Origin of the sequence: Mycobacterium sp. ITM-2016-00317, assembly GCF_002968295.1 — a bacterium.
GTDB lineage: Bacteria > Actinomycetota > Actinomycetes > Mycobacteriales > Mycobacteriaceae > Mycobacterium.
Map to the genome: position 1 here is coordinate 1,326,053 of NZ_CP134399.1, position 14,513 is coordinate 1,340,565.

13 protein-coding genes, 1 pseudogene and 1 riboswitch are annotated in these 14,513 nt (G+C 69.1%); of the genes and pseudogenes, 6 read left to right on the forward strand and 8 right to left on the reverse strand.

Features of this window, described 5'->3' with window-relative positions:
• Nucleotides 1-13: 13 nt before the first annotated feature.
• Together C6A87_RS06370 and C6A87_RS06375 are read left to right on the forward strand one after the other, a co-directional pair.
• A complete protein-coding gene (locus C6A87_RS06370) occupies nucleotides 14-865 on the forward strand; it encodes a bifunctional methylenetetrahydrofolate dehydrogenase/methenyltetrahydrofolate cyclohydrolase (protein ID WP_311116483.1) in 852 nt (283 codons plus the stop codon).
• Nucleotides 862-1,155: a DUF3017 domain-containing protein gene (locus tag C6A87_RS06375; protein ID WP_311116484.1), complete on the forward strand. Its 294-nt coding sequence runs from the start codon at nucleotides 862-864 to the stop codon at nucleotides 1,153-1,155. Before C6A87_RS06370 ends, C6A87_RS06375 begins: the two co-directional genes overlap by 4 nt.
• Before the next feature lie 4 nt (nucleotides 1,156-1,159).
• Here the strand turns inward: C6A87_RS06375 and C6A87_RS06380 are convergent, their stop codons facing one another.
• The 7 genes and pseudogenes from C6A87_RS06380 to C6A87_RS06410 all read right to left on the reverse strand — a co-directional run bounded on the left by C6A87_RS06380 (nucleotide 1,160) and on the right by C6A87_RS06410 (nucleotide 8,743).
• A complete protein-coding gene (locus tag C6A87_RS06380) occupies nucleotides 1,160-1,963 on the reverse strand; it encodes a methyltransferase domain-containing protein (RefSeq protein ID WP_311116485.1) in 804 nt (267 codons plus the stop codon).
• Between the two features lie 46 nt (nucleotides 1,964-2,009).
• Nucleotides 2,010-3,224 carry a glycosyltransferase family 4 protein gene (locus C6A87_RS06385; RefSeq protein WP_311116486.1) on the reverse strand — a complete coding sequence of 405 codons (1,215 nt, stop codon included), beginning with the start codon at nucleotides 3,222-3,224 and terminating at the stop codon, nucleotides 2,010-2,012.
• On the reverse strand, nucleotides 3,221-4,096 hold the full coding sequence (locus tag C6A87_RS06390; RefSeq protein ID WP_311116487.1) for a glycosyltransferase family 2 protein: 876 nt from the start codon (nucleotides 4,094-4,096) through the stop codon (nucleotides 3,221-3,223). Before C6A87_RS06390 ends, C6A87_RS06385 begins: the two co-directional genes overlap by 4 nt.
• Before the next feature lie 388 nt (nucleotides 4,097-4,484).
• Complete coding sequence (locus C6A87_RS06395) at nucleotides 4,485-5,216, reverse strand: class I SAM-dependent methyltransferase (RefSeq protein WP_311116488.1); 732 nt, start codon at nucleotides 5,214-5,216, stop codon at nucleotides 4,485-4,487.
• Nucleotides 5,213-6,339: pseudogene (locus C6A87_RS06400) on the reverse strand (homoserine O-acetyltransferase). The gene C6A87_RS06395 and the pseudogene C6A87_RS06400 overlap by 4 nt, the downstream one beginning before the upstream one ends.
• A complete protein-coding gene (locus C6A87_RS06405) occupies nucleotides 6,339-7,694 on the reverse strand; it encodes a bifunctional o-acetylhomoserine/o-acetylserine sulfhydrylase (protein WP_311116489.1) in 1,356 nt (451 codons plus the stop codon). Before C6A87_RS06405 ends, C6A87_RS06400 begins: the two are co-directional and overlap by 1 nt.
• A 40-nt stretch (nucleotides 7,695-7,734) precedes the next feature.
• Nucleotides 7,735-7,854, reverse strand: a riboswitch (SAM riboswitch).
• 58 nt (nucleotides 7,855-7,912) lie between these two features.
• Nucleotides 7,913-8,743 carry an alpha/beta fold hydrolase gene (locus C6A87_RS06410; RefSeq protein WP_311116490.1) on the reverse strand — a complete coding sequence of 277 codons (831 nt, stop codon included), beginning with the start codon at nucleotides 8,741-8,743 and terminating at the stop codon, nucleotides 7,913-7,915.
• Between the two features lie 85 nt (nucleotides 8,744-8,828).
• On the opposite strand from C6A87_RS06410, the gene C6A87_RS06415 reads away from it, so the two are divergent.
• The 3 genes from C6A87_RS06415 to yhjD all read left to right on the forward strand — a co-directional run bounded on the left by C6A87_RS06415 (nucleotide 8,829) and on the right by yhjD (nucleotide 11,796).
• A complete protein-coding gene (locus tag C6A87_RS06415) occupies nucleotides 8,829-9,629 on the forward strand; it encodes an exodeoxyribonuclease III (RefSeq protein ID WP_311117830.1) in 801 nt (266 codons plus the stop codon).
• Nucleotides 9,630-9,700: 71 nt separating this feature from the next.
• The gene (gene trpS, locus C6A87_RS06420; RefSeq protein ID WP_311116491.1) at nucleotides 9,701-10,723 is read left to right on the forward strand and encodes a tryptophan--tRNA ligase; all 1,023 of its coding nucleotides are present in this window, start codon (nucleotides 9,701-9,703) and stop codon (nucleotides 10,721-10,723) included.
• A 29-nt stretch (nucleotides 10,724-10,752) separates the two neighbouring features.
• Entirely contained in the window at nucleotides 10,753-11,796 is a 1,044-nt protein-coding gene (gene yhjD, locus C6A87_RS06425; RefSeq protein WP_311116492.1) for an inner membrane protein YhjD, read from the forward strand.
• Here the strand turns inward: yhjD and C6A87_RS06430 are convergent.
• On the reverse strand, nucleotides 11,793-13,007 hold the full coding sequence (locus C6A87_RS06430) for a D-alanyl-D-alanine carboxypeptidase family protein (protein ID WP_311116493.1): 1,215 nt from the start codon (nucleotides 13,005-13,007) through the stop codon (nucleotides 11,793-11,795). The two genes, yhjD and C6A87_RS06430, sit on opposite strands and share 4 nt — an antisense overlap.
• Before the next feature lie 149 nt (nucleotides 13,008-13,156).
• On the opposite strand from C6A87_RS06430, the gene C6A87_RS06435 reads away from it, so the two are divergent.
• Nucleotides 13,157-14,356: a metallophosphoesterase gene (locus tag C6A87_RS06435; protein ID WP_311116494.1), complete on the forward strand. Its 1,200-nt coding sequence runs from the start codon at nucleotides 13,157-13,159 to the stop codon at nucleotides 14,354-14,356.
• Nucleotides 14,357-14,513 lie beyond the last annotated feature (157 nt).

Below are 14,513 nucleotides of genomic sequence, written 5' to 3' on the forward strand. Positions count from 1 at the left end.
TCAGAATGAACCCGTGGGTGCAATCACTTTGGACGGCAAGGCCACGCGCGACGAGATCTTCGTCGACCTCAAGGAGCGCGTCGCGGCGCTGACCGCGGCCGGCCGGACACCCGGCCTCGGCACCGTGCTGGTCGGCGACGATCCCGGCTCCCAGGCCTACGTGCGCGGCAAGCATGCGGACTGCGCCAAGGTGGGCATCAACTCGATCCGGCGCGACCTGCCCGCCGACATCAGTCAGCAGACGCTGCTCGACACCCTCGACGAACTCAACGCCAACCCCGAGTGCACCGGCTACATCGTGCAGTTGCCGCTGCCCAAGCATCTCAACGAGAACGCCGCACTGGAACGTGTCGACCCGGCCAAGGACGCCGACGGCCTGCACCCGATGAACCTGGGCCGGTTGGTGCTCAACGAGCCTGCGGCGCTGCCGTGCACCCCGCGCGGCATCGTGCATCTGCTGCGGCGCTACCAGGTCGAGATCGCGGGCGCGCATGTCGTGGTGATCGGCCGCGGCGTCACGGTCGGCCGTCCGTTGGGGCTGCTGCTCACCCGCCGCTCGGAGAACGCGACGGTCACGCTGTGTCACACCGCAACCCGCCACCTGCCCCAGATCACCCGCGAGGCTGACATCATCGTCGCCGCGGCCGGGGTGCCGCACATGGTGACGGCCGAGATGGTGCGGCCCGGCGCGGCGGTCGTCGACGTCGGGGTCAGCCGAGACGACGCGGGCAAGTTGGTCGGCGACGTGCACCCGGACGTGTGGGAGGTGGCCGGGCACGTGTCGCCCAATCCCGGCGGGGTGGGCCCGTTGACCCGGGCGTTCCTGCTGACCAACGTCGTCGAACGGGCCGAAGCCGCCACGTGACCGTCAAGGAACTCGCGCGCAAGGTGTTCGCCGGGCAGTGGCCCATCCTGGTGGTGGGGCTGCTGCTGGCCGCGGCGTTCGTGTTGGTGGCAGCGGGTTTCTGGCGGCGCGGCGCGTTGGTGATGGCGGTCGGCGTCGCTGCCGCGGCGGGCCTGCGGCTCGGGTTGCCCGACGATCGCTGTGGGCTGCTCGCGGTGCGCAGCCGCACCGTCGACGTGCTGACCACCGCGTCGGTCAGCGCCGCGATGTTCTACATCGCGTGGACGATCGACCCGCTGGGCACCAGCTGAGCGGTCAGCTCGGACGGCGCAGGATGAACTGCCAGGACCACGGCAGGCGGCGCATCGGCCGCTCCAGAGCCCGGGCGACCCATCGCACCTTCTGCGGGATCACCTCGGGCGGATAGTTGAAGTTCTGCACGTGGGTGACGTCGAATCCCGCGCGGGCGGCGGACAGCCGGATGTGCTTCATGGTGACGACGTAGAAGTCGTGTTCCCAGTGCACGGGTGACAGTTTCCAGTAGCGGTGCTGCAGCGAGGTCGGCAGATATCCCATCAGCGGCAGCCGGCTGTGCGATTCGATGAGGAAGTAGGGATTGGGGATCTGGCCGACGACCACGCCGCCGGGCTTGAGGACCCGGAAGATCTCGCGCAGGCTCGGATCGCGGTCGTCGGGCGGGATGTGTTCGAAGACGTTGGCGAACAGCGCGACGTCGAACCGCTCGCCGGGGAAGTCCAGTCGGCTGGCCCGCGCCGGGTACAGGACGCAGCCGTGGGAGGTGGTGAGCTCCCCGGGCAGGGTCGGGTCGATGCCCGTCCACTTCGGCACGCGGGTGAGCTGGCCCATCTGATCGGTCAATGCGCCTCGCTGGCAGCCGATTTCGATGCCCTCGGTGGCGCCGATGGGGCTGAACTCGTCGACCAGGCCGGCGAGGCTCTGGCTGAGCACCGCGCCGCGGGTGACCCACTCCTCCTCGGTCTGCAGCACCTGGGACCTGACGTAGCGGCGCAGACGTCCCAGGTTGTGCGGTACCCGGGATTCGTCCTCGCCGGCCATCAGTTCTACGGGGCGTTCGGCCCGGTCCCTGCTCTTCAACATCTGTGCTCCCGCCCTGAGTGCGACAATCTTTGACAGTCTTGGTGTTTCATGCCGGCAGGCTGCTCCGCAGGACCGGCGCCGAGTGCCCCCAGTCGGCGTGCACCCGGTTCAGCAGGGCTTCGTACCGCTCGGCGGTGCGCCGCCACGAGTGCGGGTCGGCATGGGCCCTGCCCACCAGCGGCAACGCGATGCGGATGCCGTCGGCGAGTGCGTCGGGGTCGCCGGGTGGCACCAGCACGGCGCCGGAGTATCCCTCGGTGGCCTCGACCAGTCCGCCGACCGATGTGGTCACCACGGGCAGGCCGCAGCTCATCGCGATGTGCAACGGCCCCGACGCCGAGGACCGGCGATAGGGGAGCACGACAAGGTCTGCCGTGGCGAAGAATCCGGGGACTTCGTGGTCGGCGACGTAGCGGTCCACGACGGTGAGCCGGTCGGCGGGCAGGAGCGACCTGAGTTCGTCCAGCGGCTGCCGGTAGCCCTGCCACACCTCACCGACCACGCTGAGGTGGATGTCCACTCCGGACTCGACGAGCAGCCGGACCGCGTCGGCCAGGTCGGCGTGGCCCTTGTACGGGCGCACCACGCCGAAGATGAGCACGCGGACAGGTTGCGGTGCAACGGATTCGGCGCGAGAGTCGATCTCCCGCTGCTCGGCGTGCTGCGGATAGGGGCCGTGCAGGATGACCTCGACCGGCAGCTGGGCCAGCCGCGGGTAGGCCGCGGTGAGTTCACGGCGGTCGAAGTCCGAGTGGACGACGATCGCGTCGGCGCGCTCCAGCAGCAGGTTCATCCCGGCGCGGGTGTACCGGCCGACCAGCGGCAGTCCGGCTTCGCCGATGTCCTGCGTCTCGTGGAACTCGATCACCAGGCGTGCCCCGGCGCGTTTGGCCAGCCATGCGATGACCAGGTAGCTGTGCAGCACGGTGGCGGTCCACCACTGCAGGATCACCACGGTGGGTTGGGTCCGGCGCCAGAACCGCCAGGCGCCGACGGCCGACGGTCCCCAGAACCAGTCCAGGCCGTTGAACACCGAAACCTTTGGCAGCGGCAGCATCCCGTCGGTGCTGCCGACCCGGGCGCGGCCGGGGTAGAGCACGCGGGGGCACAATCTGCGCAGCAGCAGCGCGGCCACGGGCCCACGTTCGGCCAGTGCGTCGGTCAGCAGCGCCGTGTAATAGCTGACACCGGACAGGAATCGGTCCCCCGGACCGACGATCAGAGCTACGGGCCTGCGCCCCCCGGCGCGCCCGTGGCTCACGCAGTTGTCCCGATGCGATCGCCGGCGTGCACCCGCCTGCGGACCGATTGGACGACGTGGCCGCTGAGGCCCGCGTGGTGCCCGCGCAGCACGGTCCGCAGCACCCGGATGCCGTCGCTCACCGAGTGCAGGTTGGACTTGCCCGCCCGTCGCGGCAGTTCGAGGCTCGGTACCTCGGCGACCCGCAGACCCGCGCGCATGGCGTGCACGACCATCTCGGCCTCGATCTCGAAACCGGTCGCGGACAGGGCCAGCACGTCCAGGTAACGGCGGTGGAAGGCGCAGAATCCGTAGCAGAGGTCGGTGAGGTCGGCGCGGTACAGCGCGTTGAACACCCCCAGCAGGAACCGGTTGCCCAGCCGGCGGAACCGGGTGATGTCCAGCGAGCCGCCGCCCGGGATGAAGCGGGAGCCCTTGACGAAGTCGTAGCCGTTGGCCAGGAAGTGGACGTAGTGGGTGATCTCGTCCGGGGTCATGCTGCCGTCCGCGTCCATCATCACGATGATGTCGCCGGAGGCGGCCAGGAATCCCGTCCTCAGGGCGCTGCCCTTGCCGACCCCCTCTTGGGCCACGACCTTGACGTCCGGCCTGCAGCGCTGGGCGGTGATCAGAGTGGCGTCGGTCGATTTCCCGTCGACGAGGATCACCTCGTCGACGTCGTCGGCGATGCGCTCGAGCACCCAACCGATGTTGCGGGCCTCGTTCTTGACCGGGATCACCAGGCTGACCGACGGCGCCGTGTCGGCACCGAACGCGGCTTTGCTGCGCGGGTTGCTTCGGTGGCCGGCGTGCTCGGTGGCAACAGCGCGAACCCCCAGCGATGGGGATGCATTTCCCTGCTGGAAACCGTTCGCAATATGTTGCTCAGTCATTCGGACCCCCCGTAGACCTGACTGTGATTCAGTGAATGTCAGTTGATTAGCTGGTATCGCACCGAGCTGTGCGCGGCAGCATGATGAACCTCACGCTAGCACCGGCTCTGGGGGCGTGCAATACAGTTCAGGGCCTGTTCACGGAGCATCGCGGATTGGCTTCGGGATCCGGCTAGCGAGTTCGTAAATATTCGCTGTGTGCCTGACAGCGATGATGTTTGACTCGTCAAACAATTTCACCGAAATGTATGTCCGTGATCTTGTCGTGACCTGCGATTGCGCGAATTCGAAAACAAATGACGCCGTCGAAATTCGATACGAGAACAACACCGCAAAACGGCGGGGCGGCGGCCGCCGAGCGATCTGACGGCTGCCGAGTGTGCCGGGCTCAGCCCAGCGTCGCGCGGACGCAGACCGTGACGTAGGGCAGAGCCAGTCCGGAACTGTTGGCCAGCGCCGGGTGGGTGGCCAACAGCTCGCGGACCCGGTCCAGCGTGCGGGCCCGCACCTTCTCCGGCGAGGTGATGCAGTAGCTGCGCGAGGCCACCAGGTCGATCAGCGCCTGCGGCGTCAGATAGCTCGTCCACTCGACCTGGTGCCGCGCCACATCGGTGAACGGGGCAGGAAGGTCGACGCTCTGGGTGAACGGGTCGACCTCGTGGCCGATGATCGCCCCGAGGTCCTTGACCCAGCCCAGTCGTTCGTCACGGTTGTTCCAGACCAGGCCGAGACGGCCGCCGGGCCGCAGCACCCGGGCCACCTCTTTGACCGCGCGTTCGGGGTCGAACCAGTGCCAGGCCTGCGCGACCAGCACCGCGTCGACGCTGTCGTCGGGCAGCGGGATGTCCTCGGCGGTGCCGAGCAGGGCGGGGGTGTCGGGCAGCGACGAGCTGAGCAGCTCCAGCATCTCCGGCAGGGGGTCGACGGCGACCACGTCGAGATCCCGCTCGACCAGTCGGGTGGTCAGCTTGCCGGTGCCGGCCCCGAGGTCCAGCACATCGCGTGCGCCATCGGGCAGCAGCCAATCGATCGCCTCCGGCGGGTACGACGGACGTCCCCGCTCGTAGGCGGCCGCCTCCGCCCCGAACGACAGGGAACGGTGATCCGCGGACCCACTCACCGTGACGCCAGCTCCAGCGTGCGCCGGATCAGCTCGCCCACCGCGTCGGTCTCGACCAGGAAGCCGTCGTGACCGTACTGGGACTCCACCACGTCGAGCCCGTCACAGCCGGGCAGCAGCTCGGCCAGCTCGGCCTGCAGCCGCAGCGGATAGAGCCGGTCGGTGGTGATCCCGCCGACGACGGCGGGCACCGGGCAACTCTGCAGTGCGGCCGCCACCCCGCCGCGGCCGCGGCCGACGTCATGGCTGGACAGCGCATCGGTGAGCGCGACGTAGGTGCCGGCATCAAAGCGCGCCAACAACTTTCGGCCCTGGTATTCCAGGTAGCTCTGCACCGCGTAACGGCCGCCGGTGGCCGGGTCCTCTTCGAGCTGCGCGTCGTTTCCGAAGCGCTCGTCTAGTTCGGTCTCGCCGCGGTACGTCAGATGAGCGAAGCGCCGGGCGATCTCCAGGCGGCGGCGGGGAAGCGCCCGGTGTCGTGGTAGTCGCCGCCGCACCAGTTGGGATCGGCCTTGATTGCGGCGACCTGGGTGCTCTGCGTGCCGATCTGGTCGGCGGTCGCGCGCGCGCCGACCGCCAGCACCAGTGCGGCGCGGACGCTGTGCGGATAGGTCACCATCCACTCCAGAGCCCTTGCGCCGCCCATGGATCCGCCGATCACCGCAGCGGCCTCGGTGATCCCGAACCGTTCCAGGGCCGCCACGTCGGCGGCCACCTGGTCGCGCACCGAGATCGTCGGAAACCTTGAGCCCCAGGGCTTTCCGTCGGGGCCGGGCGAGCTGGGGCCGGTCGATCCGCGGCAGCCGCCCAACACGTTCGTCGAGATCGCGCACCAGCGGTCGGTGTCGATCGGGGCGCCGGGGCCTGCCACGCCGTCCCACCAGCCCGGCGTCGGATGATCAGGGCCCGCGGGCCCGGTGATGTGCGAATCGCCGGTCAGCGCGTGCAGCACGACCACGGCGTTGTCGCGGTTGGGCGAGAGCTCACCCCAGCGCTGCACCGCGATCGACACGTCGTCGATGACCTCGCCGTTCTCCAGGGTCAGCGGACCGATGTCGACGATGCCGATCTGGCCTTCGGGGGGCAGCGCCACGCGATCGGTCAGGATGTCCACAATCGTCATCAGAACGACGCCAAGGTGTTCGGGTCGGCGTCGGCGGCGACGCTGAACGGCTTGGCAGCCGCGAATCCCTGCTCCAGGTCGGCGATGATGTCGTCGATGCCCTCGATACCGACGGCCAGCCGCACCAGCCCCGGCGTCACTCCGCTGGCGAGTTGTTCGTCGGCGGACAGCTGCTGATGCGTCGTCGACGCCGGATGGATCACCAGCGAGCGCACATCACCGATGTTGGCGACGTGGCTGTGCAGGGTCAGCGCGTTGACGAACGCCTTGCCCGCCTCGACCCCGCCGGCCAGCTCGAATGCGAGCACCGCGCCGGTTCCCTTGGGCGCCAGCTTCTTTCCGAGGTCGTGCCACGGGGACGACGCAAGGCCGGCGTAGTTCACCGACACCACGTCCGGGTGGGCCTCGAGGAATTCGGCCACCCGCTGGGCGTTCGCGACGTGGCGCTCCATGCGCAGGCTCAGCGTCTCGAGACCCTGGGCGACCAGGAACGCGTTGAACGGCGCCGCGGCGGGACCGAGGTCACGCAACAGCTGTACGCGCGCCTTGAGGGCGTACGCGGGCGGGCCGAGTTCGGCGAACACCACACCGTGGTAGGAGGGGTCCGGGCTGGTGAAGCCCGGGAACCGGCCGTTTGTCCAGTCGAAGGTGCCGCCGTCGACGATCACACCGGCGATCGCCGTGCCGTGCCCGCCGAGGTACTTGGTCGCCGAATGGACCACGATGTCGGCGCCGTGGCTCAGCGGCTGGATCAGGTACGGCGTGGCGATGGTGTTGTCGACGATCAGCGGCACACCGACCTCGTGCGCGACGCCGGCCACGCCCGGGATGTCGAGGACGTCTATTTTCGGGTTGGAGATCGTCTCGCCGAAGAACGCCTTGGTGTTCGGCCGGGCGGCGGCCCGCCAGGACTCCAGGTCGTCGGGGTTCTCCACGAACGACACCTCGATGCCGAGCTTGGGCAGCGTGTAGTGGAACAGGTTGTAGGTGCCGCCGTACAGCCGCGGGCTGGAGACGATGTGGTCACCGCTGTTGGCGATGTTGAGGATCGCGAGCGTCTCGGCTGCCTGCCCGGAGGACAGGAACAGTGCCGCCACACCACCTTCCAGCGCCGCGATGCGCTGCTCGACCACGTCCTGGGTCGGGTTCATGATGCGGGTGTAGATGTTGCCGGGTTCGGCCAGGCCGAACAGCGCGGCCGCGTGGTCGGTGCTGTCGAAGGTGTAACTGGTGGTCTGGTAGATCGGCAGGGCCCTGGCATGGGTGGCGGTGTCGGGCGTCTGGCCCGCGTGCACCTGCTTGGTCTCGAACGACCAATGGGCGCTGTTGTCGGACACCGGACTGTTATCGGACATCGTCGTGCTCCTCTGTGGAACAGGGGCCCGATTGACAGCGGACCCGCGCTTGCCTTATAGCCGTGTTCGGCTACTCAACCTGGTCGTCTCCCGGGGCACCCCACCGCGGTTGGAGGGTTGCCGGCCAGCGAGCCGGGGCTTGACGCTGGCACTCATGACCGAGACGAACTGTATCTCAAGCGGGACAGACGGTGCCACCGGACCCGCTGACCAGGGCGTTAGCCGAGGGCGGTGCGCGGTGTGCGGTGTTCGTCGACGAACGTCGCGATCAGCTCGGTGATCACGTCGGGGGTCTCGAGCATCGGGATGTGGCCGACGCCGTCGAGACGCACCACTTTGGCGTCGTCGGGCAGGTGGGTCAGGAAGTACCGGTTGCCGCGCGGCGTCGGGAACACGCGGTCCTTCTCGCACAGCACCAGCTGGGTCGGGGCGCCCAGCGAGGCGAGTTCCAGCAGCCCGGGCAGGCGCAGAGTCTTGACCAGTAACTGGAGGTAGGCGCTGCAGTGGGTGGCGTCCTGCACCAGTAGTCGCAGGTCCTCCTCGGACGGGCCGTCGGCGGGTCCGCTGACCGGCAGCGTGGCCAGCCGGCGGACGCCGGGCAGTTTCAGGATCCGCGGCCCGAGCAGTCGGGCGGCGATCAGCGCCGGCCCGCCGAGGATGAACTTCAACACCGTCTCGTACTTCGACACCGAGTGGTGCGGCCAGCCGCCTGCGGGGGCGATCGCGGTGAGCGTGCGGGCGCGACCCCGTCGTTCCAGCTCGAAGGCGACCCACCCGCCCAGCGAGTTGCCGACGATGTGCGCGGTCTCCCAGCCGAGCTCGTCCATCCGGCGTTCCACGTCCTCGACCAGGGCATGGGTGTCGAGCAGCCAGGACGGGGACGGGTTGCCGCCGTGATGGCCGACCATCGTGGGCGCGTACACCTCGAACCGGCCGGTGTCGGCGAGTTGGCCGGCCACCGTGCGCCACACGTTCTGCGAGCACAGGAACGGGTGCAGCAGCAGGACGGGTTCTCCTGATCCGGCGTGGATCGGCTCTCGCGGTGCCATGTGCCCGACGATAAAGGTGGGACCGGCGGTACCGCAAGGATGCGGGCGGGGCGCTCGGCTAGGGTCTGCCGTCGTGACGCGTCCCATCACGGTGAGCACCATCAACGTCAACGGCATCCGCGCGGCGGTCAAACAGCGCTCCCTGGAGAACCTCGGCCTGCTCGTGTGGTTCAAGGAGACGACGGCGGACGTGGTGTGCTTGCAGGAGACCCGCGCCGACGACGATCAGCTCGCCGACGCGCTGGCCCCGGCGCTGGCCGACGGGTGGCACCTGGCGTCGGCGGCCCCGCATGTGAAGGGCCGCAACGGGGTGGCCGTGCTGTCCCGTTCGCCTCTGAATGCTGTTCGGATCGGTTGTGGGGCAGAGGAGTTCGCTGCGCACGGCCGCTACATCGAGGTCGACACCGCCGGGATCACGGTGGGCAGTGTGTACGTCCCGACCGGCGAGGCCGAAACGGATCGTCAGCTGGAGAAGGAACGGTTCATGGCCGCGGTGGGCGAGCGGATGGCGGTGTTGCTGGCCGGCGGCCGGGACGCCGTGCTGTGCGGGGACTGGAACATCGCCCACACCGAGAACGACATCAAGAACTGGAAGGGCAATCTGAAGAAGTCCGGGTTCCTGCCGCAGGAACGCCAGTGGCTCACCGGGCTACTCGAGTCCGGCTGGGTGGACGTGGTGCGGCAGGCGCACCCCGAGACCGCAGGCCCGTACGCGTGGTGGTCGTGGCGCGGCAAGGCGTTCGACAACGACGCGGGCTGGCGCATCGACTACCACCTGGCTACGCCGGGGCTGGCCGCGCGCGTCGCGTCGGTCACCACCGAACGGCCCGCCGCCTATGCGCTGCGGTGGTCCGATCACTGCCCGGTGACGGTCGCCTACGCGTGAATCCGGCGCGCCCAGGCACCCTGATGGCGCCGTAGCGCGCCCGATTCGCTCAGTGCGAAGATGGTGTCATCATGAGTACCGCCAGCAACCCAGCCAGGCCCGTCGTCTTCTCGGGCGCGCAACCCACGTCTGACTCCCTGCATCTGGGCAACGCGCTGGGCGCGGTCAGTCAGTGGGTGGCCCTGCAGGACGGCAACGACGCGTACTTCTGCGTGGTGGACCTGCATGCGATCACCGTCACGCAGGATCCGGAGACGTTGCGTCGGCGCACCCTGGCCACCGCGGCCCAGTACCTCGCACTCGGTGTCGATCCCGCCCGGGCAACGGTGTTCGTGCAGAGCCACGTCCCCACCCACTCCGAATTGGCCTGGGTGCTCGGATGTTTCACCGGCTTCGGGCAGGCGTCGCGGATGACGCAGTTCAAGGACAAGTCGCAGAAGCAGGGCGCCGATTCCACCACGGTCGGGCTGTTCACCTACCCGGTGCTGATGGCCGCCGACGTGCTGCTCTACGACACCCAGCTGGTGCCCGTCGGCGAGGATCAGCGCCAGCATCTGGAGCTGGCGCGCGATCTGGCCCAGCGGATCAACGCCCGGTTCCCCGACACCTTCGTGGTGCCCGAGGCGATGATCCCGAAGGCCACCGCAAAGATCTACGACCTGCAGGACCCGACGGCGAAGATGAGCAAGTCGGCCGACAGCGACGCCGGCCTGATCAGCCTGCTCGACGATCCGGCCAAGACCGCTAAGAAGATCCGCTCGGCCGTCACCGACAGCGAACGGGAGATCCGGTTCGACCGGGAGGCCAAGCCGGGGGTGTCCAATCTGCTGACCATCCAGTCGGCGGTGACCGGCGCCGACATCGACAAGCTCGTCGACGGCTACGCCGGCCGCGGCTACGGAGACCTGAAGAAGGAGACCGCCGAGGCGGTCGTGGAGTTCGTCACCCCGATCAAGAACCGGGTCGACGAGTTGCTCGCCGACCCGGCCGAGCTGGAGAGCATCCTGGCCAGCGGCGCCGCCCGCGCCCGCGAGGTGTCTGGACACACGCTGCGGCGGGTATATGACCGGTTAGGGTTCTTGGCGGCTCGATAATCTCGATCACTCGGAGGGGGTCGGATCGCATGACATCTCCGCCCGCACCGGCTGACACCGAGGACAAACCCGGCCTGCTGGACCGGTGGCGGGCCCGGATGCCGTGGTTCGACCACGTGATGCGTGCCCAAGGCCGATACAAAGACTCCAAGGGCGACTTCTACGCCGCCGGTATCACCTACTTCACGATCTTCGCGCTGTTCCCGCTTCTGATGTTGGGCTTCTCCATCGCCGGTTTCGTGCTGGCCAATCAACCCGAACTGTTCGCGACGGTCGAGCAACGGATCCGCAGTTCGGTCAGCGGCGACCTCGGCACGCAGTTGATCGATTTGATGGACTCGGCGATCAAGTCGCGCGGAACGGTCGGCATCATCGGGTTGGCGACCGCGGCGTGGGCCGGGCTCGGCTGGATGGCCAATCTACGTGAGGCGCTCAGCCAGATGTGGGGCCTCTACCGCGACGAGCTGCCGGGGTTTCTCAAGACCAAGCTGTCGGACCTGCTGGCGCTGCTGACGACGTTCGCCGCGATCCTCGTCACGCTCGCGCTGACCGCGCTGGGCAACACGTCGGTGATGGTCGGCGTGTTGGACCGACTCGGCATCCAGGACGCGCCGGGCCTGAGCCTGGTGCTGCGGGTCGCCTCGATCGCGGTGGCGGTGCTGGTGTCGTGGATGCTGTTCACCTACATGATCTTTCGGCTACCGCGGGAATCCGTCAGCTTCCGCAGCAGCGTGCGCGCCGGGTTGATCGCGGCGGTGGCGTTCGAGGTCTTCAAGTTTTTCGCCGCGGTGTACCTGAAGTCGGTGGTCACCGGCCCCGCGGGCGCGACGTTCGGGCCGGTGCTGGGTTTGATGGTGTTCGCCTACATCGTGTCCCGGCTGATCCTGTTCGCCACCGCGTGGGCGGCGACGATGCCCGAGAACATGGCCGAGGAGCCCGTCCCGGCGCCGGGGCCCGCGGTGATCAACAACCGGATCATCGACCGGCCGGGCTTGCCGCTGTGGCAGGCAGGCGCCGCCGCGGCGGCGGGTGCGCTCGGCGCGTTGAGCCTCACGCGCAGGCGCAAGCCTTAGCGGACAGGCCTGCGGTTGAGGGCCCGCGCACCCATGATCAGCATGAACACGATCACCGCGCCGATCACCCCGACCCCGATCCGCACCGGCATCGCGTCGACGTCGGGCAGCGCGGCGTTGGCGGTGGTCGTGGTGCCTGCGGCGGCCGCGTCGGGGAGCGTCACCCCGAGTGACGGGTCGGGTTCGATGAGCGTGCCGACCTTCGTGCCGGGCGCGGACGCGAAGCCGTAGTCGAGCAGCCGGGCCGCCTGTTCCCAGGGCGCGATCGGCTGCCGGGTGCCGCGCAGCAGTACCGCCACCAGACGGCGGCCGTCGCGGGCGGCGGCGCCGACGAACGTCTGTCCGGCGTCGTCGGTGAAACCGGTCTTGCCGCCGAGGGCGCCGGGGTAGTTGGCGAGCAGCTTGTTGTCGTTCTCGATCGGGTAGCCCGCACCGTCGCGGCCGGGGAAGTTCGACGACCGGGTGGCGACGATGTCGGTGAACACCGGGTTGTTCCAGGCGTACCGGTAGAACAGGCCGATGTCGTAGGCCGAGGTGCTCATGCCGGGGCCGTCCAGCCCGGACGGCGTTGCGACCCTGGTGTCCCTGGCGCCGAGCTTGTCGGCCAGCGCGTTGAGTTTGGTCAGCGTGGCGTCCATGCCGCCCATCTGCATGGCCAGTGCGTGCGCGGCGTCGTTGCCGGAGTACATGAGCAGGCCGTGCAGCAGGTCGTTGACGGAGTAGAAGCCGCCCGGCCCGACGCCGACCTTGGTGCCTTCCTGCGCGGCGTCCTCCTCGGTGCCGGGGACGACCTTGTGCAGCGGCAGGTCGTTGATCGCCTGCATCGCGGTCAGCACCTTGATCACGCTGGCGGGCCGGTGCCGGCCGTGCGGGTCGCGGGCGGCGATGACGTCGCCGGTGTCGAGGTCGGCGACCAGCCACGCCTCGGCGGACACGTCGCCGGGGACCGGGAGGCTGCCGGGCGCGGCGATGACACCGCAGCCGGACAGTGCGTCCCCGCCCATCGGTTTGGCCGGCACCGGGATCGGTCCTGGCGTCGGATCGCCGGGTGCGGGCACCTCGGACGCATCCACCGCGGGCGGCGTCGTCTCGCGGTACGGACACACGTTGGCCTCGGGTGGCGGCTGGGCCGCCGCGATCGGGGCCAGCGTCAGCATCGCAACGCTGACCAGCGCCGATGCGCGCGTCAGGACTGTCCGTATGGTCGCCATCGTCTGCGCAGATTAGGCGATTCCGGGGGAGGGATCGGGGAGCCACGCGGTGACAGGTGAGGTTGTTGTTTCAGGAGTGACTCGGGCGGGTAGCGCCGGGGGCTGCCGAAACTAGGCTGTGGGAACCTCCGAGCCCCGCAAAGGTGTGCATGTTCATTCTCGTTCTCGGTTCGATTCTGGCGCTGATGCACCTTTACGTGTGGAAACGGATGGTCAAGGACACCACCGGGCCGGGCCGGCTCCGGTGGCTCCTCTCGGGACTGGTGGTGGCGTTGTTGCTGCTGCTGATCGTCGCGCTGGTCGTGCCGCGGGTGTTCGGTGTCGCGGAGTCCGGCTGGCTGGCCTGGCCCGGCTATCTCTGGTTCGGCCTGCTGTTCTACCTGTTCCTGGCCCTGCTGGTGCTGGAGCCGGTGCGATGGATCCTGCGCCGCAGGCAGACCCGCGCCCGGTCCCGGCCGGAGACCCAGCCTGCGCATGCGTCTGAGCCGCTCCCGGAGGAGGCCCCGGCGGTGGACCGGCGGATGTTCCTGGCGCGGGCGTCGGCGGTGGCCGCAGGCGCGGCGGCCGTCGGCCTGGTCGGCACCGGCGCCGCGACCGCGCTGGGCCCCCCACAGCTGCTGCGGGTTCCGGTGCGGCTGCCGCGGCTGGACCGGGCGTTCGACGGCTATCGCATCGCGGTGGTCTCCGACATCCATCTCGGCCCGCTGCTGGGCCGCGCGCACACCGAACGGATCGTGCGGATCATCAACGAGGCCGAACCCGATCTGGTCGCCGTGGTCGGTGACGTCATCGACGGCACGGTCGCCGAGTTGGGCGCCGCCGCGGCGCCGTTGCAGGACCTGCAGGCCCGCGATGGCGCTTTCTTCGTCACCGGCAACCACGAGTACTTCGTCGACGACACCGCCGAGTGGATCCGCGAGCTGGAACGGCTCGGGCTGCAGCCGCTGCGCAACGAGAACACCCGGATCCGGCGCGGGGCGGCCGGGTTCGATCTGGCGGGGGTCAACGATCTCGCCGGCGCGCAGCAGTCCGACCCGCCGGATTTCGACCTCGCGCTCACCGGGGTCAACCGGAAGGACCCGACCATCCTGTTGGCCCACCAGCCGGTCGAGGTCGGCCGCGCATCCGAGCGCGGGGTCGATCTGCAGCTGTCGGGGCACACCCACGGCGGTCAGATGTGGCCGTTCCACTACGCCGTCGCACTGGCGCAGCCGGCCCTGGCCGGGTTGTCCCGGGTCGGCGACACCCAGCTCTACGTCACCCGCGGGGCCGGATTCTGGGGGCCACCTGTACGGATCGGCGCGCCGCCGGACATCAGCCTGCTGAACCTGCGTGCCGACGAGGTTTAGCGGGGCCGCGCGCCGGTAATTCTCAGCCAGTTCACGGTCAACTCCGACGGTAACGCTCAGCTGGGGTCCGCACGCTGTGGTGACCAGGAACTTCGCGGGGAGGACGTGGACGAATGCTGAGGACGACGAAGACGCCGTCGGTGGTGCGGCTGAGAGC